The sequence below is a fragment of the Paenibacillus sp. FSL k6-2145 genome, assembly GCF_037976585.1.
In the GTDB taxonomy this organism is placed as follows: Bacteria; Bacillota; Bacilli; order Paenibacillales; family Paenibacillaceae; genus Paenibacillus.
In genome coordinates, this window is sequence record NZ_CP150267.1 from 3,739,824 (window position 1) to 3,759,128 (window position 19,305).

Below are 19,305 nucleotides of genomic sequence, written 5' to 3' on the forward strand. Positions count from 1 at the left end.
CCCGATGGAGATCCACGCTAAACAAGTACGCCCTGATTCTAAAAACCGCGCCGATCGTGCGCGCATGCTTATTTCCTGTCCGGATGGTCCAGGAATTGTAGCTGCCGTCTCTCACTTCCTGCACCAGCATGGTGCAAACATTGTTCAGTCGGACCAGTATACAATGGACCCTGCTGGCGGCATGTTCTTTATGCGGATTGAGTTTGATCTTCCGCAATTGTTGGTCAATTTGCCGAAACTGGAAGCTGATTTTGAAGAAGTAGCAAGCCGTTTCCAAATGGAATGGACGCTATCTGCGGTTAGCCGCAAGAAGAAATTGGCTATCTTTGTATCCAAAGAAGATCACTGTCTGGTTGAATTGTTGTGGCAATGGCAGGCTGGCGACCTAGATGCTGATATTGCTCTTGTGGTCAGCAACCATCTGGACATGAAGGACTATGTAGAATCATTTGGCATTCCATATCATCATATCCCAGTTACAGCAGACAAGAAGAAAGAAGCCGAACAGCGTCAACTGGACGTCATCGGCAACGATGTGGATGTGATCATTCTGGCTCGTTACATGCAGATTATCTCTCCGATGTTCATTGAGCATTACCGCAATCGAATCATTAATATTCACCATTCGTTCCTGCCAGCCTTCGTTGGTGGTAAACCGTATGCGCAGGCGTACAACCGCGGTGTCAAAATTATCGGTGCGACAGCGCACTATGTTACGGAAGAACTGGATGGCGGACCAATTATCGAACAGGACGTGCAGCGTGTAAGCCACGGGGACGATGTAACCGAGCTGAAGCGTATTGGACGTACCATTGAGCGTGTTGTGCTTGCACGTGCCGTGAAATGGCATGTTGAAGACCGAGTTCTTGTTCACGAAAATAAAACCGTTGTATTTTAAGCTCACGCTTTAATACTGTGCAAGGTTGATTCGGAACCACGTAATAGATTAACCAAAAAGCGACCCCAATTCGTTTACGAAACGGGAATCGCTTTTTTTGTTGTGTTGATATACTTTCCGCACAAGCCAAGCATAATACCAAATAGCAGATGTCCTGCAATCCAATAGAGGATGGCAAAAACATCGTACAGGTCTGGCACACGTGATGACAATTGAGAGAGTGGGATATAGAGCAGGGACGAGACTGAACCAAGTATAATTCCTTTGATCATTGGGCGGCCTGAATGTCGTATCCACCACACATAGAAGATGCCGATGATAACGGATACGATGAGATGCAAAGTAAATTCAATAAATTCGGGTAAGGTTGGTGGAAGACCAGGCACAAAATCAATATTCAACAGCAGGGTATATACTTGTTCGCCTGTGTTGGCCTGAATCATTTTGAGGAAAAATCCCAGGACAACTCCGGATAGAATCCCCGTTAAAATACCGGATAACCAGGGTAATGAGTGTTTTACCGATGTTGATGGGTGAGCAGCAGGATCTGGCATGATCGCGACCTCCTATGATTGACGCATGGACATCTGAAAAGTAAACCACAGCCCGATTTTCAAATCCATATTAAGGAACATTATATGTGAATTGAGGATGAATATCTAAAATATGCATGGTTTTCAGGTTAAAGGTTATACTTCATGCGATGGATTTGCGAGGCTCCTTAAGTCTGCTTTTGGAATTTAGTACCTTTTAAAGTACGATTTTTGCTTGATTGGCCAAGGATTATTCATCACAAACAACCGATTTTTCATGAACTTCTCAAAGAAGGTTATGGAAAAGCTTCACGCCAAGTGATACAATACAAAAGTGAATAAGTCAAAATGAAACACTCAAGCGGATTCACTTATTGTGAAATTCGGTTTGCTTGTATGATGAGAGGGATTCGCTTGCGCACCCGACTTATCTAAAGACATGAGGAGGACAAACCATGACTGACAAGAACGAAGCGATTCAAAAGGACGAGAACACTACAATCGACAACCTGTCGATTACTACCGTACGTACTTTGGCGATTGATGCAATTGAGAAGGCAAATTCCGGACATCCGGGTATGCCTATGGGCTCCGCTCCAATGGGGTACCAACTTTTTGCAAAAACGATGACTCATAACCCGGACCACCCAACTTGGGTTAACCGGGACCGTTTTGTCCTGTCTGCAGGACATGGCTCCATGTTGCTGTACAGCTTGCTGCACCTGAGCGGATATGATCTTCCAATGGAAGAACTGAAACAGTTCCGTCAATGGGGAAGCAAAACTCCGGGTCACCCGGAATTCGGACATACTGCAGGTGTTGATGCAACTACCGGCCCACTGGGTCAAGGTATTGCAATGGCTGTAGGTATGGCGATGGCTGAAGCTCAACTGGGCGCAACATACAATAAAGACAAATTCAACGTAGTTGACCACTACACTTACGCAATCTGTGGTGATGGTGACTTGATGGAAGGCGTATCTCATGAATCAGCTTCCCTGGCTGGACGTTTGCACCTGGGCAAACTGATCATGTTGTTCGACTCCAATGACATCACGTTGGATGGTAAATTGGATCTGTCTTCTTCCGAAAGCATCGCGAAGCGTTTTGAAGCTTATGGCTGGCAAGTGCTGCGCGTTGAAGATGGTAACGATCTGCCTGCAATCGAAAAAGCAATTCAGGAAGGTCAAGCAGATACACTGCGTCCTACACTGATTGAAGTTAAAACGGTTATCGGTTACGGTAGCCCGAACAAACAAGGTAAAGGCGGCCACGGCGGTACTCACGGATCTCCACTGGGTGCAGACGAAGCCAAATTGACTAAAGAGTATTACAAATGGGTTTATGAAGAAAACTTCCACGTACCAGCTGAAGTTCGCGATCACTTTGCACAAGTGAAAGATCGTGGTATCTCTGCTAATAAAGCTTGGGACGAGAAATTTGCCGAGTACAAAAAAGCATATCCTGAGCTTGCAGCTCAATTCGAAACAGCGATTAACGGCGACCTTCCAGAAGGATGGGACCGTGATCTTCCTAAATATGCAGCAACAGACAAAGCGCTCTCCACTCGTGTAGCATCCGGTAACGCTCTGAACGGTCTGGCACACAACGTGCCACAACTGACAGGTGGATCTGCTGACTTGGAAAGCTCCACAATGACTCACTTGAACAACCTGGAGAACTTCACACCTGAAGATTACTCCGGCCGTAACATCTACTTCGGTATCCGTGAATTCGGTATGGCTGGAGCAATGAACGGTATGGCACTGCACAGTGGTGTGAAAGTATTCGGAGGTACGTTCTTCGTATTTACCGATTACCTGCGTCCGGCTGTTCGTCTGGCTGCCCTGATGGGATTGCCTGTAACGTATGTTCTGACTCACGACAGTATCGCTGTTGGTGAAGATGGTCCTACGCACGAACCGATCGAGCAATTGGCATCCCTGCGTATCATTCCTAACCTGACGGTTATTCGTCCGGCTGACGGTAATGAAACTTCGGCTGCTTGGGCTTACGCGCTTGAGAACAAGAGCAACCCGGTTGCACTCGTACTCACTCGTCAAAACCTGCCGATCCTCGAAGGTACCGTTGAAGGTTCACGTGAGAACGTGAAACGTGGTGCTTATGTTGTCTCTGATGCAAAAGATGGCAAAGCGGTAGCACAAATCATCGCTACAGGTTCTGAAGTGCAATTGGCTGTTAAAGCTCAAGCAGCACTTGCAGAGCAAGGCATCCAAGTTCGCGTAATCAGCATGCCAAGCTGGGATCTGTTCGAGAAACAAGACAAAGCTTACAGAGAGTCCGTTCTTCTTCCGGATGTTAAAGCTCGTCTTGCCATTGAAATGGCTTATCCAATGGGCTGGGAGAAATATGTTGGAGATCAAGGTGACATTCTCGGAATCAGCACATTTGGTGCTTCCGCGCCTGGCGACCGTGTTATCCAAGAGTATGGCTTTACAGTGGACAACGTGGTTAGCCGCGTAAAAGCATTGCTGTAATAGAGGTTGTTCAAAAAGTCTGCTTTTGATTACGAAGGATGCCTCACGGCATCATCAGCGTCGAAGATGGGATTCAGCCGAATAAGAAAATGCTTACGGAGTATGTTTCTTTCGGAAACATTGTAGTTGCTCACGTAGTTTTCTCCTACGCTCCGCTAATCCATTTCTAGCTTCATCCCATCTTCTTGGTACTAAAAACCTGACTTTTTGAACACGCAATTAGTTTCATAAACGCTGCTATGGTTGGGAGGGCATCATGCTGTCCTGATCCATGGCAGCAAGTTATTTCCGCAGAACATGGGCGGTGATTCGTTATCGCCCTGATCTGTTTTGCCTTTTGTTTTCATTAACTTCAGGGGAGCGGGTACGCATGTCACAATTCGATCAAGTCAGTGTAGTGAAAGAGGCCAACATTTATTATGATGGTCAAGTAACCAGCAGAACGGTTATTTTGGGGGATGGCAGCAAAGTGACTCTGGGCATCATGCTTCCAGGCAGTTATGAGTTCGGTACGGATTCTCGTGAAATTATGGAGATTCTGTCCGGAGATCTGAAAGTATTGCTTCCCGGAGAAGAAGAGTGGCAAGAGATTCAAGGTCAAGCTACGTTCCACGTGCCTGCCGAATCCAAATTTAAACTGGAGATACGCAGCGTTACTGACTACGTCTGCTCGTACCCGGCGGAATAACATAAGAAGGGTAAGCAGAACCGCAACCTGCGGATTCGGTTTACCCTTTTTACTTCTTGAATTCTAACGACAAAGTTCGAGCTGCAAGCTTGTCAGCCCCGTGGATTTGAAGTATCCTTAAGGCAAGTTGTTTAGAATGGAATACGGACATAATATAAGAGGTTGTTCAAAAAGTCCGCTTTTGATTACAAAGTTTGAACACGCAATATAATCGAAATCAGGAGGTTTTTGAGATCATGGCAAAAAAAGTGACATTTGACTATAGCACGGCATTGCAATTTGTAAATCAGCACGAAGTGGATTATTTCGCAGAACCGATTCGTCTGGCTCACGAGCAGCTTCACAACGGAACAGGAACAGGCTCCGATTATCTGGGCTGGATTGACCTGCCAACGGCTTATGACAAAGAAGAGTTCGCTCGCATTCAAAAAGCGGCTGCCAAAATCCAAAGCGACTCCGAAGTACTGATCGTTATCGGTATCGGTGGATCATACCTGGGTGCACGTGCAGCGATTGAAATGCTGACTCACTCTTTCTATAACAATCTGCCAAAAGACAAACGCAAAACGCCTGAAATCTATTTTGCAGGAAACAATATCAGCTCCACATATGTAACTCATTTGCTGGACCTGGTTGAAGGCAAAGATTTCTCCGTCAACGTTATCTCCAAATCCGGTACAACAACTGAGCCGGCTATTGCATTCCGTATCTTCCGTGCAGCACTGGAAGAGAAATATGGTAAAGAAGAAGCTCGCAAACGCATCTATGCTACAACAGACAAAGCGCGCGGTGCACTGAAAGAACTCGCAAATGCAGAAGGATACGAATCTTTCATTATCCCTGATGATGTAGGTGGACGTTACTCCGTTCTGACAGCTGTAGGTTTGCTGCCAATTGCAGCAGCTGGTATCAGCATCGAAGAAATGATGCAAGGTGCGGCTGACGCATCCAAAGAATACAGCAACCCGAACGTAGCTGAGAATGAAGCATATCAATATGCTGCAGTTCGTAACGCATTGTATCGCAAAGGCAAAGGCACTGAGATCCTTGTAAACTATGAGCCTTCCCTGCACTTCGTGTCCGAGTGGTGGAAACAACTGTTTGGAGAGAGTGAAGGTAAAGACTACAAAGGGATCTATCCTGCATCTGTTGATTTCTCTACAGACTTGCACTCCATGGGTCAATTCATCCAGGAAGGTAGCCGGAATATCTTCGAAACTGTTATCCAGGTTACTGAAGTTGCTGAGCATATCTCAATCAAATCCGATCCGGACGATCTGGATGGTTTGAACTTCCTTGAAGGAAAAACCATGGACTTTGTTAACAAAAAAGCGTTCCAAGGAACACTGCTTGCACATACAGATGGTCAAGTACCAAACCTGATTGTGAACATTCCAGATATGACTCCATATTCTTTCGGATATCTGGTATACTTCTTTGAAAAAGCATGCGGTATCAGTGGCTACCTGCTGGGTGTCAATCCATTTGACCAACCAGGCGTGGAAGCTTACAAGAAAAATATGTTCGCATTGCTGGGCAAACCAGGCTTTGAAGAAGAGAAAGCAGCGCTCGAAGCGAGACTTTCCGAATAATTCATCGGTCTGCTCATATAGTTGAATAATGTAATGTAAATCTAACCGGGAATCACTGTTCGTTTAAGATGCAGGGTTCCCGGATATAGATAACCAGGGCAGTTCGTCCGCGTTCGCGCGGTGAACTGCTTTCTTGTAAAATGGACTCAGGAAAAGATCAGAAAGTTGGATTTAGGATGATTGAACGTTATCGCACGGTTCGAGGACCGGGCAATCTGGAAATTGTAATCAAGAAGTCGCGATTTATCGGTCATATTATGCCGGTCACGACAGAGGAAGAGGCTGTTGCCTTTATCGATGAGATCAAGAAAAAACATTGGAATGCGACTCACAACTGCTCTGCATACATGATTGGGGAGCGAGACGAGATCCAGAAGCAATCCGATGACGGTGAACCCAGCGGAACAGCAGGGAAACCCATTCTTGAAGTGATCAAAAATCAGAAATTAAAAAATGTGGCAATTGTGGTTACGCGATACTTCGGGGGAATTATGCTTGGAGCTGGCGGGTTAATTCGTGCTTATACGGATGGAGCTGTAGCAGCCATTGAAGCCGGAGAAGCCATTACCAACGTGCTGCATCGTGAAGTGTTTGTTGAACTGGATTATACGTGGCTGGGAAAAGTGGAAAATGAGTTAAGAAGCCGGGAAGTCCGTACAGGTGAAACTGGATTCACCGATAAGGTTACGTTGACTTGTCTTCCGCCGGATAGTGAAACCGAGGCTTTTATAGCCTGGATCACGGATTTGACGCAAGGGCAATCCCGGATCACGGAGGGACAGCGGCTTTATTTTATTGAAGGGGAATAAAATATATGGCTAGAAGAGCAGTCGAACAGGAGTTGTCGAGGGAGCGGATACTGGAGGCGGCGAGGCACCTTTTTATTACCAAAGGATACCGCGCCATTTCGATGCGAAGCATCGGCCAGCATCTGGGCTATAGTCATGGGTCGCTGTATTATCACTTTAAGGAAAAGGCAGAGCTGTTCTATGCCATCGTGGTTGAAGATTTTAATCATCTGGGGCATTTGCTGCTGCAAGCCATGGTCAGGCCGGTTCGTGATGATGTGAGTAAGGTAGAGCACATTATGATGGAGTTTATTCGCTTTGGTCTGGAGAACCCATATCAATACGAAATCATGTTTATGATCAGGGACGAAGAACTGTTGTCTTATTGTCGTACCGAACAGGGACGTTGCTTCGAATTGTTTGCATCGATTATAAGGCAGTATATGAATGAAGAAAACTGTACGGAAGAGGATATTCAAAGGGTACCGCGTACGCTATTTTTGGCTATGCACGGATTCATTTCTTATTACATTCAGGACCGTTTAACGTTTGTGGAGATTGAATCGTCTGCGCTGTCTCATGTCAAAGTGCTGTGCCGCAATCTGGGTCAGCAGCCTGGCGTCCAATAATGGCGCTATTGTTGCACCCCTACACTTCAGGGCGGTGATTTGTCATAACTTTAATTCTTTATAACGTTATCTCGCGAAAGTTAATATGCGCAGCAGACCAAGTCAGGCGGCTCCGACCCGGAATGAGGGTGGACCGCCTGTTTGTGTTTGCAAAAATGAATGAGTAGGTGGCAGGTCTATTGGACCCAACTAACCTTCCATGATTTTGAGAAAATATTCCCGCTCACGTGGTCCATCGAATTCGCAAAAGTAAATGCCTTGCCAGCGGCCAAGCAGCAGTCTGCCTTCGTGAATAATAACTGTCTGTGATGGCCCTGTTGTAATGGATTTGAGGTGAGAGGCTGTATTGCCTTCGGCATGTCGATACTCGGGATGCTCCCAAGGGTACACTTCGTCAAGGCGTAACAAGACATCATGTTTTACATCCGGGTCTGCATTTTCGTTGATGGCAATACCTGCCGTCGTATGTGGACAGTAGATGAGCACCGTCCCATTCTGCACCCCGCTACTCTGGACAACCTGCTTCACGTCCCATGTGATATCCTTCATTTCGTCTCGTGTGGAAGTAGATATACTCTTCGTATATAACATGTTAGATCACTCCTTATCATCTCTGTTCTTACCCTCGATTGTACCTTAACCACTACATACCAAACAAACCACATATGCAAGGTGAAAAAAGCAAATCGCATGATAACGGAGAGGACAGAAATAACCGGAAGTGATTTTATTAATTAATCTCATATATGGCCCAATTATATTCAATAAAAGCATTGACGATTAGCACTGCAAACTGGTAAAGTATCAGAAAAGCAAAACCAAGTAGACTAATGGGAATAATATTAAAGTAATATCATCCAACTTAGGAAAAATGTCGTATTGAATCCAGGAAGACTGCCGACCGGAGCTAAAGCCGGAGGCTGGGAGGGAACGCAGCAATGAATACCGTTCTTCGTCATAAGGGATGGACTTGGGGATTTCGCAGTACCGTATTGTTATATTTTATCGTACTTATTGTACTTCCAATCATCGGTGTGTACGTCAATTCCTTCTCTGAAGGATGGAGCAACTTTGTTCAGAGCATTATGGACCCCATCGCGTGGAAGGCCGTACTGCTGACCATTCGGCTGGCCGTCATTGCCACGCTAATTAATGTGGTTTTGGGCACGATGATCGCCTGGGTTTTGACAAGGTATCGCTTTGTGGGCCGATCGTTTCTAAACAGTCTGGTTGATCTCCCGTTTGCACTGCCAACAGCGGTGGGCGGCTTGATGATTATGCTGCTTTTGGGTCCGGTCAGTGCCATCGGGAAACTCGCAGAATCCATGGGATTTGAGATTGTATTTCACCAGCCAGCAATTGTTATCGCGATGACCTTTGTCACGTTTCCGTTTGTTATCCGTGCAGTGCAGCCTTTGTTGGAAGAAATTGATCCTTCGGAGGAAGAGGCCTCGTACACGATGGGGGCATCCAAGGCTCGCACGTTCATGCAGGTTATTCTGCCTTCCATGGCACCTGGCATGATCAGTGGGGGGATGCTCGCTTTCTCCAGAGGACTGGCTGAATTCGGAGCTGTTGTGCTGGTGGCTGGTAACATTCCAGGAAGAACACTGACCGCTTCCGTATTTATCTACGGGGAGATTGAAAGTGATAATCCAACGGGAGCCGCTGCTGTATCCGTGTTGCTCCTGACGCTCTCCTTCCTGATCCTCTGGCTGATCAATCTGGTGCAGATGCGGGGGAGAAGACGATGAGACGACTCTTAATCGGACTGACGTTTGCGGTATTTATTGTACTGTTGATCATCCCGCTTGGCCGTATTTTTATTGGCGCATTTGAAGATGGGGCAGGTGGATTCCTGAAAGGGCTGATGCGCCCTGAGGCGTTACACGCTTTGATGATGACCGGACTGGTTGTCCTGGTGGTCACCCTGTTAAATACATTGTTTGGCATCATGATGGCTCTGTATCTGGTTCGTGCCGGATGGCTGAGTGAACGGATAAAAGGGCTGCTGAACAGCATTGTAGACCTGCCTTATGCCGTATCTCCTGTCATTGGCGGCTTGATGATTGTGTTGATGTTGGGACCTAACAGCATTATGGGCGCTTTTTTTGAAGGGATTGGATTCAATGTGGTCTATGCTTTCCCAGGTATGGTGATCGCAACGTTATTTGTTACCTTTCCACTTATGGTCAGAGAGGTTATGCCTGTCCTCCAGGAACTCGGTTCTCAGCAAGAGGAGGCCGCATCTACACTTGGCGCCTACGGCTGGAGAACGTTCTGGAGTGTGACATGGCCTTCGATCCGCTGGGCGGTAGTGTATGGTCTAGTCTTGACGGTTGCGCGCTCGCTTGGGGAATTCGGTGCAGTGCTGGTTGTATCCGGTAATATTATGAACAAAACGCAGACCGCAACAACCCTGGTGTATCAGGATGTTGAGAATTTTAATGTAGCTGCCGCAAATGGTGTGGCATTGGTGCTGGTCACCTTCTCCGTCGGGCTGCTGCTCATGATGGAATGGGCCAAGAAGCGAAAGGAAGTGCATTGATATGCATGTAGAAGTCCGTGATCTGAACAAACATTTCGGTGATTTTCATGCGGTAAAAGATGTCTCATTCGATATTGCCAAAGGCCATCTGATCGGTCTGCTTGGACCCAGCGGAGGCGGGAAGACGTCCATTCTGCGGATGCTCGCGGGTCTGGAGAATCCGGGTTCCGGAGAGATTCGCTTTCACGGAAAAGTCGTGAACCATCTGCCTCCACAGGAGCGGGGCATCGGATTTGTATTCCAGAACTATGCCTTGTTCAAACATATGACGGTATTTGAGAATATCGCCTTTGGACTCAAGGTCAAGAAGACCCCAAAAGCCCAGATCCGTGATCGGGTTATGGAACTGGTTGAATTGACTGGGTTAAAAGGTTTCGAACAGCGCTATCCGCATCAGCTGTCTGGTGGGCAGCGTCAGCGTGTGGCTTTTGCCAGAGCGCTCGCCCCGGAGCCCCAGCTGTTATTGCTGGATGAACCGTTCGCTGCCATTGATGCCAAGATCCGTCAGGAACTGCGTTCATGGTTGCGGGAGCTAATCGAACGGGTAGGAATCACTTCGATTTTTGTAACGCATGACCAGGATGAAGCGATTGAAGTGGCGGACGAGATTATGATTATCAGTCAAGGTCGTCTGGAACAGAAGGGCACACCTTGGGATATCTACAAAAACCCGCAGACACCGTTTGTCGCTACCTTTATCGGGGAGTCTACGGTTGTGGAGGATGCTTCCCAGCTGAAAGGATTCGAACATGCTGTCGAGGGTGAACATACCAAAGCGCTTATTCGACCGGAGTATATTGAGATCGGCTTGAAAAATGAGTTCACCATGTTGTCTGCAACGGAAAAAGGTACAGTCAAACATCTTCATTTCCGGGGCAGTGAATGGATGGTAGAGGTGGACGTACAGGGTCATAAGTTAATCACATATCGTTCCCTGGAAAAAACGACCTTGGAGATCGGTCAACAAATTCGAGTCCTTGTACACCGTGCATACCTGTTCAATGACTCCAACAGTTGGGTGGTTGAGAACCGACTGAAGGAAGATCCGATGCCGGTGATGATTTAGATCAAGTGGAAGAAAGGGGCTGCCCATGCAGACGAGGAAGAAGAAAGCCATACTCTTATATGTTGCCCTCATGCTTCTGCTCGTCTGCATGACCGCTGGGTGCAGCAAGCAGGAGGGGGCAAGCGAACAGAACGAGCCCTCTAGTAACGATTCATCCAATACGCTGGTGATTGGTGCTTATAGTGTAGCAAAAGACGCTGTAGGCGAATTGCTGCCCAAGTTCCAAGAGGAGTGGAAGGCAAAAACCGGACAGACAATTAACTTCCAGGAATCCTATGAAGCTTCGGGTACACAGGCAAGAGCCATCGTTGGTGGATTCGAGGCTGATGTGGCCTTGCTCGCGATGGAGAGTGATATCGAGAAGCTGGTCAAAGCCGATCTGGTTAGCTCCGATTGGAAACAGACCCCTAATGAGGGCATGATCACCCGTTCGATTGTTGTTCTGGGCACAAGAGCAGGCAACCCGCTCGGAATTCATGATTTTCAGGATTTGACCAAGCCGGGAGTGAAGGTGCTCTACCCTAATCCAAAGACATCCGGGGGCGCACAATGGGACATTAATGCCATTTACGGTGCTGGATTAAAACTGTCGGAGGAACAAGAGGGGAAGAAAGATCCTGCCGCAGCCAAGGCTTTTCTCGAACAGGTACATCGCAACGTTGAATCATTGGACAAGAGTGGGCGTTCTTCGATGGCGGCATTCGAGTATGGTGTCGGTGATGTAATCGTCACGTATGAAAATGAATTGCTTGCCCGGATCGCTAAAGGTGTAGATTATGACATCGTCATTCCAAAAAATACGATCCTGATTGAGAACCCGGCAGTTGTGGTGAATAAATATGCCGATAAACATGGGAATCGTGAATTGGCGGAAGCTTTTGTCGCATATCTGCGTACACCAGAAGCACAGCGCATTTTTGCCAAGCATGGTTTTCGTTCAGTAGATCCGGATGTATTTGCACAGACCGAGTCCACATTCCCAACGCCTGAAGGATTATTTGATATCAACTATCTGGGTGGATGGGATGAGGTACGCAGTACGTTGTACTCCAAACGCGGCGTGTGGTATCAGGTGCTTGCGGGAATATGAGCATAGCTGATGTAATCGAATAGGTAACCGAGCATATGGATACTAAACCTTCATTTCAATGGAAGTAGAGATGGAGGTTTTTTACTGCCAAAAGGATATAATAGAGGTATACTAGACCATGATTGTTACATAGTGCAGGAAGGTGTGAATTGGATGAGTGCAGAGATCAAATTATCCCAAAGTACAGCGATTCGACTGGAGCAAGCCCGCGGTAAGGGGATGCCTGAGGAAGAAATATTAAAAGCCATTCAAGCCAAAGACGTTTCCGCTTTTGACGCCGTGTCTGAAGAGGAATACCGATATAATGAATTTTTCTCGTATGCTGACGAGCATGGTGAAAATCTGGAGGCAGCAGTGAAAGACGGCTACCGGATTACCTTTAACACGCGTGGTGGACTCGGAATCTGGTTGGAGAAGGCCTTTAAGGTGCAGCCAGAGAAAGATTTCACGGTGGGTGAAGGTATAGTAACCGGATTACAGCTGAAACCGGAGCAGGCAGAGGTGCTGGCGAAGCGGCTTGCATCGAACTGGGTCATTACAGAATCGAAGGATGTACCTGCGGGTCAGGAACTGACTTTGAAGCTGCGGGCACTGGTTTAATTCTAGCGTTGGGTTAATGTGACTCGATTCAGTCGGTCATGGCCTGTGAAAAAAGGTAAGGCCTGCTCTTCATATTGGCGACCCAGCTATAAGAGGGCGCACCAGATGTGGATGAGCGGAAGCTCCCGAATGGAGCGTAGCATGGAATTAAAGTCTGACGGTGAACAGTCAGACCACGGACTGTCCCGAATTGCAGTGGAGAACTGCAGCGGGATGGTCTTTTTTTTGCAAAAACAGAGGTGGACGATTACAATTTACATATCATTAATTCAGGGGGAATGCGGATTGAATCAGCTAACATTTCTGGGCACTGGCGATGCGATGGGCGTTCCACGTGTGTATTGTGATTGCGACGTATGTACAGAGGCAAGGCTTACGGGAGAAAATAAACGGAAACGCTCTTCTGTTCTGATTGACGGTGGTGTTGGGGATGGTGCGAGTGAACAGTTCATGATTGACTGCGGACCAGACTGGAGATCACAGATGGAGGATCAGGGATTGCGTATGGTGCATACGCTGCTCATCACTCATGCTCATTTTGACCATATTGGAGGATTGCCGGAATGGGCGGATGCATGCCGCTGGTTGGGTGTAAAAGGGCGTTTGTATGCACCGAGTGAAGTGATTGCCACCATTCAGGGACAGTTTCCCTGGTTGGGGCGTCATATGGACTTTCTGGAAACGGATGATGATATTGAACTCGGCGGCTGGAAGGTACATTCCTGGAAAGTATGCCACGGACATAACGGGTATTCTTACGCCTATCGACTGGATCGAGACGGGTATAGCTGGGCGTACTGTTCAGATGCTATTGACCTGAAAGACGCCGAGAAAGAGCCATTGCACGGACTGGATATGCTGGTGCTTGGAACAAGCTTTGTGCATGAGCTTGCGGAATTCTCAACACGTTCCGTGTACGATATGCGTGAGGCGCAGGAGCTGCTGTGGGAACTGAAGCCGGGTCATACTTATTTTACACATATGTCTCATGACGTAGATGTAAGGCAGAATTATAATCTGGATCAAGGTATTACGATTGCCCTTACCGGGATGAAGGTGCCGCTTGGAACATTAAAGCTGGAAACGAATGCGTAACCCAACTTAACCAGCGTAATAAAAATAAATTCAGAAGAGCGTATCCTTTACAAGGGGTTCTTCGTTTACATAGTGTAAGTCAAAATCAATCAGGAACCAGCAAAGGGGGGCCCCAAAGATGGCCTTTGTGAAGTCCGTGGATTGCAGAATCAACAGACCACATGATGATGGTAAACAAGATAAATTCGATATTGAATTCAATGGCAACGACAGAAAAAATCAATTGAACCAAAGCATCCATACCGTACTACCCGATCTGATGGGTTCGTTGTATGCGTATTGTTTATCTCTGACGAAATCAGTTCCAGACACGGAGGATCTGGTTCAGGAGACCTGTCTCAAAGTGTTGTCGTCGAGTGTAGTTGGAACTTATGGGATGAATAAAGATATAAACTGGGAAGCTTATCTGATCCGTATTGCACGCAACAGCTGGATTGATATCTTACGTCAGCGGGAGAGATTAGCCTATAAACTGGATAGCTTGAAGCCGCTCCTGCACGAGATGGAGGAGGAAAGGCGATTCGAGGAATTGGAGTCTGCCGTTCAACTCTTAATAAATGAGCTACCACCGTGGCAGCGAGTGATATATGTATTACGTGAATTAATGGGTTACAAGGCGGCAGAGACTGCGGAAATGTTGGATACGACAGAAGGCGCTGTGAAAGCGGCATTAAGTCGAGCCCGCTCTGCCATAGCTGAAGTGAGGCACAGGTTGAAACAATCAGACGGTGAATTGCAGTATGAGGAGGGCACAGTGGTGGACAATCGGGAGGAACTGCGCAGTTATCTGCTGGCATTTCGTAATGGAGATACAGCTCAAATCATTGATCTGTGCCTGAATCGTTCGGATGATCCGATGGCTGTGGCGGGGACGATTTTGCAGCAGACTTTGCCGTCTCCATCCATGCAGCCAATGATGTACGGGTACTCCACTTCTGGTATGAACTCGATGTCGTATGGAGGCGGGTACACGGTCAACATGGTTGCCTAAACCGAGGAGGCGACACATATGAATGTAGTGCCGTATGTAGTGGAACAAACCGCTCGCGGAGAGCGGAGTTATGATATTTATTCACGTTTGCTCAAAGACCGGATCATTATGGTGTCCGGAGAGATTGAGGATCAGATGGCAAATGCCATCGTGGCCCAGTTATTGTTTTTGACTGCAGAGGACCCGGAGAAGGACATCCAGATGTACATCAACAGTCCTGGTGGGTCGGTGACTGCGGGATTCTCGATCTATGACACGATGCAATTTGTGAAGCCGGATATCTCCACGATCTGTACAGGTATGGCGGCTAGTTTTGGTACGATATTACTGGTGGGTGGAACCAAAGGCAAACGTATGGCGCTGCCCAACAGTGAGATCATGATCCATCAGCCACATGGCGGTACGCGGGGGCAGGCGTCGGATATGTTGATTCATGCTAACCGCATCATTCAGCATCGTCAACGCCTTAACAAGCTGTTAGCCGACCATACAGGGCAGTCGATTGAGCGGATTGAGAAGGACTCGGATCGAGATTATTTCCTGACCGCTGCTGAAGCAGTCGAATATGGATTGGTGGATAAGGTCATATCCAGCTCATAACAGTATCCCGGAAGGTCATGTGACCTTTCGGACTTGATTAATCAAGAGGACGAACAGGAAACTGACGTCCTCTTTTTTGTCGTCCAGATTAGCCAGTCCACGTCTATGGAATGATTCAGAATGAGAACAATCTGAAATAAGGATTGACCATCGGTAGGTATAGTGTATATATTATATATATACACTATACCTACCGAAAACTATTTAACATAATGAGGTGAGGAAAGATTAACATTTTAATATCGAACGCTTCCAGCGATCCGATCTATATGCAGATTTTAACTCAGATCAGACAGAGCATCTTGAGCGGAGAATTGGTTGCTGGAGATAGTCTCCCCTCCATTCGGCAGCTCGCCAAGGATCTGCAAGTCAGTGTTATTACAACTAAACGTGTCTATGAAGAGCTGGAGAAGGAGAAACTGATCGATTCAGTTGTAGGAAAAGGGAGCTTTGTATCCGGAGCCAATCAGGACTTTATTCGAGAACGGCGGATGAAACAATTGGAAGAGAAGATGCTCGAAGTGATTCGTGAGAGCAGAGAACTGGGCATGAGTTCACAGGATGTGATCCATCATCTTACATTGTTGGTTGAGGAGGAATAAGCATAATGAACGCTATCGAATTACGTAATGTAACCAAAACGTATCCCTTATTTAAAGTAGATAATGTATCTCTTGATGTGAAAAAAGGATATATCACGGGACTTATTGGTCCGAATGGGGCGGGAAAGAGTACTTTGATCAAAATGATCACGGGTCTGATCCATCCCGATAAGGGGAGCCTCAAGACATTGGGCAGTGAGATGCCCAATCAGGAAGTTGACATCAAGCAACGCCTTGGCATTGTGTCCGATGAATGCTTTTATTATGAGCATCTAACGATCCGGGAGATGACACAAATGATCGCTCCTTTTTACACCAAATGGGATAATAAAGCGTTCAATGACTATTTGGATCAGTTCGAACTGTCTCCCAAAAAGAAAATCCAGGATCTGTCCAAAGGCATGAAGATCAAGTATTCTCTCGCCGTAGCTTTGTCGCATGAAGCAGATCTGCTAATTATGGATGAACCGACATCCGGGCTTGACCCTGTATTTAGGCGGGAACTGCTCGATCTTCTTGCAGATATGATACAGGACGAAACAAGGTCCATTATTTTCTCGACGCATATTACGACCGATCTGGAACGTATTGCAGACTACATTACGTTTATTCATCAAGGAAAACTGGTGTTCAATGAAGCCAAAGATGATGTGCTGGAAAGGTATACGATTGTAAAAGGGGATACGAGTCTGCTTGATTCCGACATTCGGAAACATTTCATCGGAATACGAGAGACAGCCGTTGGTTTTGAAGCATTGTCGGATCATAAAGCAGAGGCCGAACAGTTATTTGGCAGGTTTGCTCTTTTACAAAGACCTACGTTGGAAGACCTCATTTATTTTACGGCGAAGGGAGGACGCAAATATGCTTAACCTACTTCGTAAAGACTTCATTGTACTGAAAAGTTCACTGTGGACGATTGGGTTATACCTGGTGGTGTTTAGTCTTGCATTTATACCAAAGAGTGAAATGTCAATGTATTTTGTAGGCATCTACACAGCCTTTGGTTTGGTCATGCTGGCAACTATGATTGATATCAAGAACCATAATCATAATTTCCTGGTCACGCTCCCGGTTAGCCGCAAACAGATTGTGAAAGCCAAGTACCTCTCTGCTATAGTCTATACATTTTTCGGGGTGCTCGCGTCGTACGGAATTCACGAGCTTGTGAACCTGAATTATCCTGAACTGAACAAACCGAATTATTCACTTATGGATATTGCCATTTCCGTAGGCATGGTGCTTGTGCTAGTCTCCATATACATGCCTCTATTCTACGGACTTAGCAAAAAAGGGGCAGGCATCATCAATGCGATATTCATGGTCTGTATGATTATACTGGCACAACCCGTTGCGTACCTCATGAGTATGGCCAACGAGAACGGCATGATTACCACAACGACAATGGCATTGGTTTCTGTAGGCATAATAGGTTTGTTTGTAGTGTCTTATCTTATTACGATCCGCCTGTTTGCAAGAAAAGACCTTTAAGCACAGAGCGGGTGCAGGTAGAGAATATAGAACACCAAAAGTAAAGTCGCCACAAGGCGACTTTTTTTGATGTAGCGGGGCCAGCGGCAAATTGCACTTGAAAGTTTTCGGAGTGGCTTCTGTTCTAGGAAATCCAAACCTTATATTTCTTTGGCCAGCGTAATAAGCCTGCTCATCCCTTCCCGAATCTGCTGCTCATGTGCATAAGAGAAGGACAGGCGCAGTTTGCGACAGGCTGAATTATCCGAAGAATCAAATACGGTTCCGGGTACAAAGGCAACGGATTGTTCCATGCATCGGTGAAGCAGTCTTCCGGTATCCACACCCTCAGGAAGCTCTACCCAAAAGTTGAGTCCGCCCTCCGGCCGGGTCCACGTCCAGTCCGTTTCCAGCAGACACTGTTCCATTACTTCCATCCGTAGCTGGATGGCGGTCCGCAGCTTGGATAGATGCTGATGCATACGTTCTGACTGAAAATAACGGAGAAAAAGCTTCTGGTTCAGAAGGGGCGATCCGTTATCTGTCAGTGATTTTACAGCCTGTAGTCCTGGCATGAAACGCTGACGGCATATGATGGCTGCAATCCGTAGCCCGGGTGCAACATACTTGCTGTAACTGCGGATGTACAGGGTGTGTCCGGTGGTGTCATAGGTGAAAATCGGTGCAGGTGGTTTCTCCTTAAAATAGATATCATAGGTGCTGTCGTCTTCGAGCAGAAAACAACCATACTGTTCTGCCAGTTCGGGTAACTGCTTGCGCTGTTCTACTGGAACATTCATGCCGGTTGGATTCTGAAAGGTCGGTGTCATATAAAAGAGACGTGGCTTCTCACTCTTCATCAGATGTTCGATCTGCTCCAGATCATAACCCTCGGGATGAATGTCGGTAAAGATCAGACGAGCACCTTGTTTGCGGAAAATCTCCATTGCCGGTCCATACGTAGGCCGTTCCATTAACACCCGATCCCCGGGTTTGACTAGCGTCCGCGAGATGACGTCAATCGCTTGCTGGGCCCCCGAAGTAATGAGCACTTCGTCTGCAGAGAGATAGAAGCGTTCTTTTTTCGTTAGATGGCTTGCCAGCGCACTTCGCAATTCCAGATCACCCTGAATCGTGGAGTACGTTCCGAGCAGACGTGGATATTGGTCCAGCAGATCACGCATCAGTTCTCCCCAATACCGATTGGGAAGCAGGGCGGGATCAATCAGTGATTTGGAAAACTGGAATTCAGCTTCAAGCGACTGTACACGTGCGAGGGAGTCCCAATGCAGCCAGGCAGACACGGCGGGATCATCCGCCTGATCCGTTACTGAGAATGGAGTTGCTGGACTGACATAATAGCCGGACTTGTCCTTCACATAAACATTCCCACGTTCTTTTAACTCCTGATAGGCTTTGAAAACAGTCAGACGATGTACGCCGAGTAGCTCGGACAGGCTTCGTACAGATGGCAGCTTTTCATGTTCTGCCCACTCTCCCGCTTCTATACGTACAACGAGATAATGGATTACTTGCTCATATAGTTTCAGGCTGTTATCTGTCATCATCATGGTTCTGCCCACCCGGCTCACACTCCTTTTGAACTCTATTGTAACA

Annotated in this window: 20 protein-coding genes; 17 read left to right on the forward strand and 3 right to left on the reverse strand. The window is 47.0% G+C overall.

Features of this window, described 5'->3' with window-relative positions; all coding sequences use genetic code 11:
• The first annotated feature begins 4 nt into the window (after nucleotides 1-4).
• Entirely contained in the window at nucleotides 5-898 is an 894-nt protein-coding gene (purU, locus tag NZ043_RS16450) for a formyltetrahydrofolate deformylase (RefSeq protein WP_339308903.1), read from the forward strand.
• A gap of 74 nt (nucleotides 899-972) precedes the next feature.
• Here the strand turns inward: purU and NZ043_RS16455 are convergent, their stop codons facing one another.
• Entirely contained in the window at nucleotides 973-1,452 is a 480-nt protein-coding gene (locus NZ043_RS16455) for a hypothetical protein (RefSeq protein ID WP_339308904.1), read from the reverse strand.
• A 434-nt stretch (nucleotides 1,453-1,886) separates the two neighbouring features.
• Here NZ043_RS16455 and tkt point away from each other — a divergent pair, with 434 nt between their 5' ends.
• The 5 genes from tkt to NZ043_RS16480 all read left to right on the forward strand — a co-directional run bounded on the left by tkt (nucleotide 1,887) and on the right by NZ043_RS16480 (nucleotide 7,626).
• On the forward strand, nucleotides 1,887-3,929 hold the full coding sequence (gene tkt, locus NZ043_RS16460; protein ID WP_133386785.1) for a transketolase: 2,043 nt from the start codon (nucleotides 1,887-1,889) through the stop codon (nucleotides 3,927-3,929).
• A 370-nt stretch (nucleotides 3,930-4,299) separates the two neighbouring features.
• Nucleotides 4,300-4,617 carry a pyrimidine/purine nucleoside phosphorylase gene (locus tag NZ043_RS16465; protein WP_017689983.1) on the forward strand — a complete coding sequence of 106 codons (318 nt, stop codon included), beginning with the start codon at nucleotides 4,300-4,302 and terminating at the stop codon, nucleotides 4,615-4,617.
• A gap of 236 nt (nucleotides 4,618-4,853) precedes the next feature.
• Nucleotides 4,854-6,209, forward strand: coding sequence for a glucose-6-phosphate isomerase (locus NZ043_RS16470; protein WP_017689982.1), 1,356 nt, complete (start codon nucleotides 4,854-4,856; stop codon nucleotides 6,207-6,209).
• A gap of 176 nt (nucleotides 6,210-6,385) precedes the next feature.
• Nucleotides 6,386-7,018, forward strand: coding sequence for a YigZ family protein (locus NZ043_RS16475; protein WP_036669098.1), 633 nt, complete (start codon nucleotides 6,386-6,388; stop codon nucleotides 7,016-7,018).
• Between the two features lie 5 nt (nucleotides 7,019-7,023).
• Complete coding sequence (locus NZ043_RS16480) at nucleotides 7,024-7,626, forward strand: TetR/AcrR family transcriptional regulator (RefSeq protein ID WP_017689980.1); 603 nt, start codon at nucleotides 7,024-7,026, stop codon at nucleotides 7,624-7,626.
• Nucleotides 7,627-7,815: 189 nt separating this feature from the next.
• On the opposite strand, the gene NZ043_RS16485 is transcribed toward NZ043_RS16480, so the two are convergent.
• Nucleotides 7,816-8,217 (reverse strand): secondary thiamine-phosphate synthase enzyme YjbQ, encoded by a 402-nt coding sequence (locus NZ043_RS16485; RefSeq protein ID WP_339308905.1) that lies wholly within the window; start codon nucleotides 8,215-8,217, stop codon nucleotides 7,816-7,818.
• A 347-nt stretch (nucleotides 8,218-8,564) separates the two neighbouring features.
• On the opposite strand from NZ043_RS16485, the gene cysT reads away from it, so the two are divergent.
• The 11 genes from cysT to NZ043_RS16540 all read left to right on the forward strand — a co-directional run bounded on the left by cysT (nucleotide 8,565) and on the right by NZ043_RS16540 (nucleotide 17,709).
• Nucleotides 8,565-9,380 (forward strand): sulfate ABC transporter permease subunit CysT, encoded by an 816-nt coding sequence (cysT, locus tag NZ043_RS16490; protein ID WP_017689978.1) that lies wholly within the window; start codon nucleotides 8,565-8,567, stop codon nucleotides 9,378-9,380.
• Nucleotides 9,377-10,174, forward strand: a complete 798-nt coding sequence (locus NZ043_RS16495) for a sulfate ABC transporter permease subunit (protein WP_017689977.1) — start codon at nucleotides 9,377-9,379, stop codon at nucleotides 10,172-10,174. The genes cysT and NZ043_RS16495 overlap by 4 nt, the downstream gene beginning before the upstream one ends.
• A 1-nt stretch (nucleotide 10,175) precedes the next feature.
• Nucleotides 10,176-11,240, forward strand: coding sequence for a sulfate ABC transporter ATP-binding protein (cysA, locus tag NZ043_RS16500; RefSeq protein WP_036610770.1), 1,065 nt, complete (start codon nucleotides 10,176-10,178; stop codon nucleotides 11,238-11,240).
• Nucleotides 11,241-11,265: 25 nt separating this feature from the next.
• Nucleotides 11,266-12,330 (forward strand): sulfate ABC transporter substrate-binding protein, encoded by a 1,065-nt coding sequence (locus NZ043_RS16505; protein ID WP_339308906.1) that lies wholly within the window; start codon nucleotides 11,266-11,268, stop codon nucleotides 12,328-12,330.
• A gap of 153 nt (nucleotides 12,331-12,483) precedes the next feature.
• The gene (locus tag NZ043_RS16510) at nucleotides 12,484-12,930 is read left to right on the forward strand and encodes a hypothetical protein (protein ID WP_339308908.1); all 447 of its coding nucleotides are present in this window, start codon (nucleotides 12,484-12,486) and stop codon (nucleotides 12,928-12,930) included.
• 285 nt (nucleotides 12,931-13,215) lie between these two features.
• Nucleotides 13,216-14,025: an MBL fold metallo-hydrolase gene (locus NZ043_RS16515; protein WP_339308910.1), complete on the forward strand. Its 810-nt coding sequence runs from the start codon at nucleotides 13,216-13,218 to the stop codon at nucleotides 14,023-14,025.
• A gap of 118 nt (nucleotides 14,026-14,143) precedes the next feature.
• Nucleotides 14,144-15,016: an RNA polymerase sigma factor gene (locus tag NZ043_RS16520; RefSeq protein WP_339308911.1), complete on the forward strand. Its 873-nt coding sequence runs from the start codon at nucleotides 14,144-14,146 to the stop codon at nucleotides 15,014-15,016.
• A gap of 18 nt (nucleotides 15,017-15,034) precedes the next feature.
• The gene (gene clpP, locus NZ043_RS16525) at nucleotides 15,035-15,616 is read left to right on the forward strand and encodes an ATP-dependent Clp endopeptidase proteolytic subunit ClpP (RefSeq protein WP_017689971.1); all 582 of its coding nucleotides are present in this window, start codon (nucleotides 15,035-15,037) and stop codon (nucleotides 15,614-15,616) included.
• A gap of 227 nt (nucleotides 15,617-15,843) precedes the next feature.
• Nucleotides 15,844-16,218 carry a GntR family transcriptional regulator gene (locus tag NZ043_RS16530; RefSeq protein WP_036610760.1) on the forward strand — a complete coding sequence of 125 codons (375 nt, stop codon included), beginning with the start codon at nucleotides 15,844-15,846 and terminating at the stop codon, nucleotides 16,216-16,218.
• Between the two features lie 5 nt (nucleotides 16,219-16,223).
• Nucleotides 16,224-17,090 carry an ABC transporter ATP-binding protein gene (locus NZ043_RS16535; protein WP_249911481.1) on the forward strand — a complete coding sequence of 289 codons (867 nt, stop codon included), beginning with the start codon at nucleotides 16,224-16,226 and terminating at the stop codon, nucleotides 17,088-17,090.
• The gene (locus NZ043_RS16540) at nucleotides 17,083-17,709 is read left to right on the forward strand and encodes an ABC-2 transporter permease (RefSeq protein WP_339308912.1); all 627 of its coding nucleotides are present in this window, start codon (nucleotides 17,083-17,085) and stop codon (nucleotides 17,707-17,709) included. The genes NZ043_RS16535 and NZ043_RS16540 overlap by 8 nt, the downstream gene beginning before the upstream one ends.
• 140 nt (nucleotides 17,710-17,849) lie before the next feature.
• On the opposite strand, the gene NZ043_RS16545 is transcribed toward NZ043_RS16540, so the two are convergent.
• Nucleotides 17,850-19,271, reverse strand: coding sequence for a PLP-dependent aminotransferase family protein (locus NZ043_RS16545; RefSeq protein ID WP_339308914.1), 1,422 nt, complete (start codon nucleotides 19,269-19,271; stop codon nucleotides 17,850-17,852).
• Between the last annotated feature and the right edge of the window lie 34 nt (nucleotides 19,272-19,305).

What these genes read in the sequence shown, in the direction of transcription:
- purU (WP_339308903.1), top strand. Translation starts at nt 5, where the DNA reads ATGGAGATCCACGCTAAACAAGTACGCCCTGATTCTAAAAACCGCGCC.
- NZ043_RS16455 (WP_339308904.1), bottom strand. Translation starts at nt 1,452, where the DNA reads ATGCCAGATCCTGCTGCTCACCCATCAACATCGGTAAAACACTCATTA.
- tkt (WP_133386785.1), top strand. Translation starts at nt 1,887, where the DNA reads ATGACTGACAAGAACGAAGCGATTCAAAAGGACGAGAACACTACAATC.
- NZ043_RS16465 (WP_017689983.1), top strand. Translation starts at nt 4,300, where the DNA reads ATGTCACAATTCGATCAAGTCAGTGTAGTGAAAGAGGCCAACATTTAT.
- NZ043_RS16470 (WP_017689982.1), top strand. Translation starts at nt 4,854, where the DNA reads ATGGCAAAAAAAGTGACATTTGACTATAGCACGGCATTGCAATTTGTA.
- NZ043_RS16475 (WP_036669098.1), top strand. Translation starts at nt 6,386, where the DNA reads ATGATTGAACGTTATCGCACGGTTCGAGGACCGGGCAATCTGGAAATT.
- NZ043_RS16480 (WP_017689980.1), top strand. Translation starts at nt 7,024, where the DNA reads ATGGCTAGAAGAGCAGTCGAACAGGAGTTGTCGAGGGAGCGGATACTG.
- NZ043_RS16485 (WP_339308905.1), bottom strand. Translation starts at nt 8,217, where the DNA reads ATGTTATATACGAAGAGTATATCTACTTCCACACGAGACGAAATGAAG.
- cysT (WP_017689978.1), top strand. Translation starts at nt 8,565, where the DNA reads ATGAATACCGTTCTTCGTCATAAGGGATGGACTTGGGGATTTCGCAGT.
- NZ043_RS16495 (WP_017689977.1), top strand. Translation starts at nt 9,377, where the DNA reads ATGAGACGACTCTTAATCGGACTGACGTTTGCGGTATTTATTGTACTG.
- cysA (WP_036610770.1), top strand. Translation starts at nt 10,176, where the DNA reads ATGCATGTAGAAGTCCGTGATCTGAACAAACATTTCGGTGATTTTCAT.
- NZ043_RS16505 (WP_339308906.1), top strand. Translation starts at nt 11,266, where the DNA reads ATGCAGACGAGGAAGAAGAAAGCCATACTCTTATATGTTGCCCTCATG.
- NZ043_RS16510 (WP_339308908.1), top strand. Translation starts at nt 12,484, where the DNA reads ATGAGTGCAGAGATCAAATTATCCCAAAGTACAGCGATTCGACTGGAG.
- NZ043_RS16520 (WP_339308911.1), top strand. Translation starts at nt 14,144, where the DNA reads ATGGCCTTTGTGAAGTCCGTGGATTGCAGAATCAACAGACCACATGAT.
- clpP (WP_017689971.1), top strand. Translation starts at nt 15,035, where the DNA reads ATGAATGTAGTGCCGTATGTAGTGGAACAAACCGCTCGCGGAGAGCGG.
- NZ043_RS16535 (WP_249911481.1), top strand. Translation starts at nt 16,224, where the DNA reads ATGAACGCTATCGAATTACGTAATGTAACCAAAACGTATCCCTTATTT.
- NZ043_RS16540 (WP_339308912.1), top strand. Translation starts at nt 17,083, where the DNA reads ATGCTTAACCTACTTCGTAAAGACTTCATTGTACTGAAAAGTTCACTG.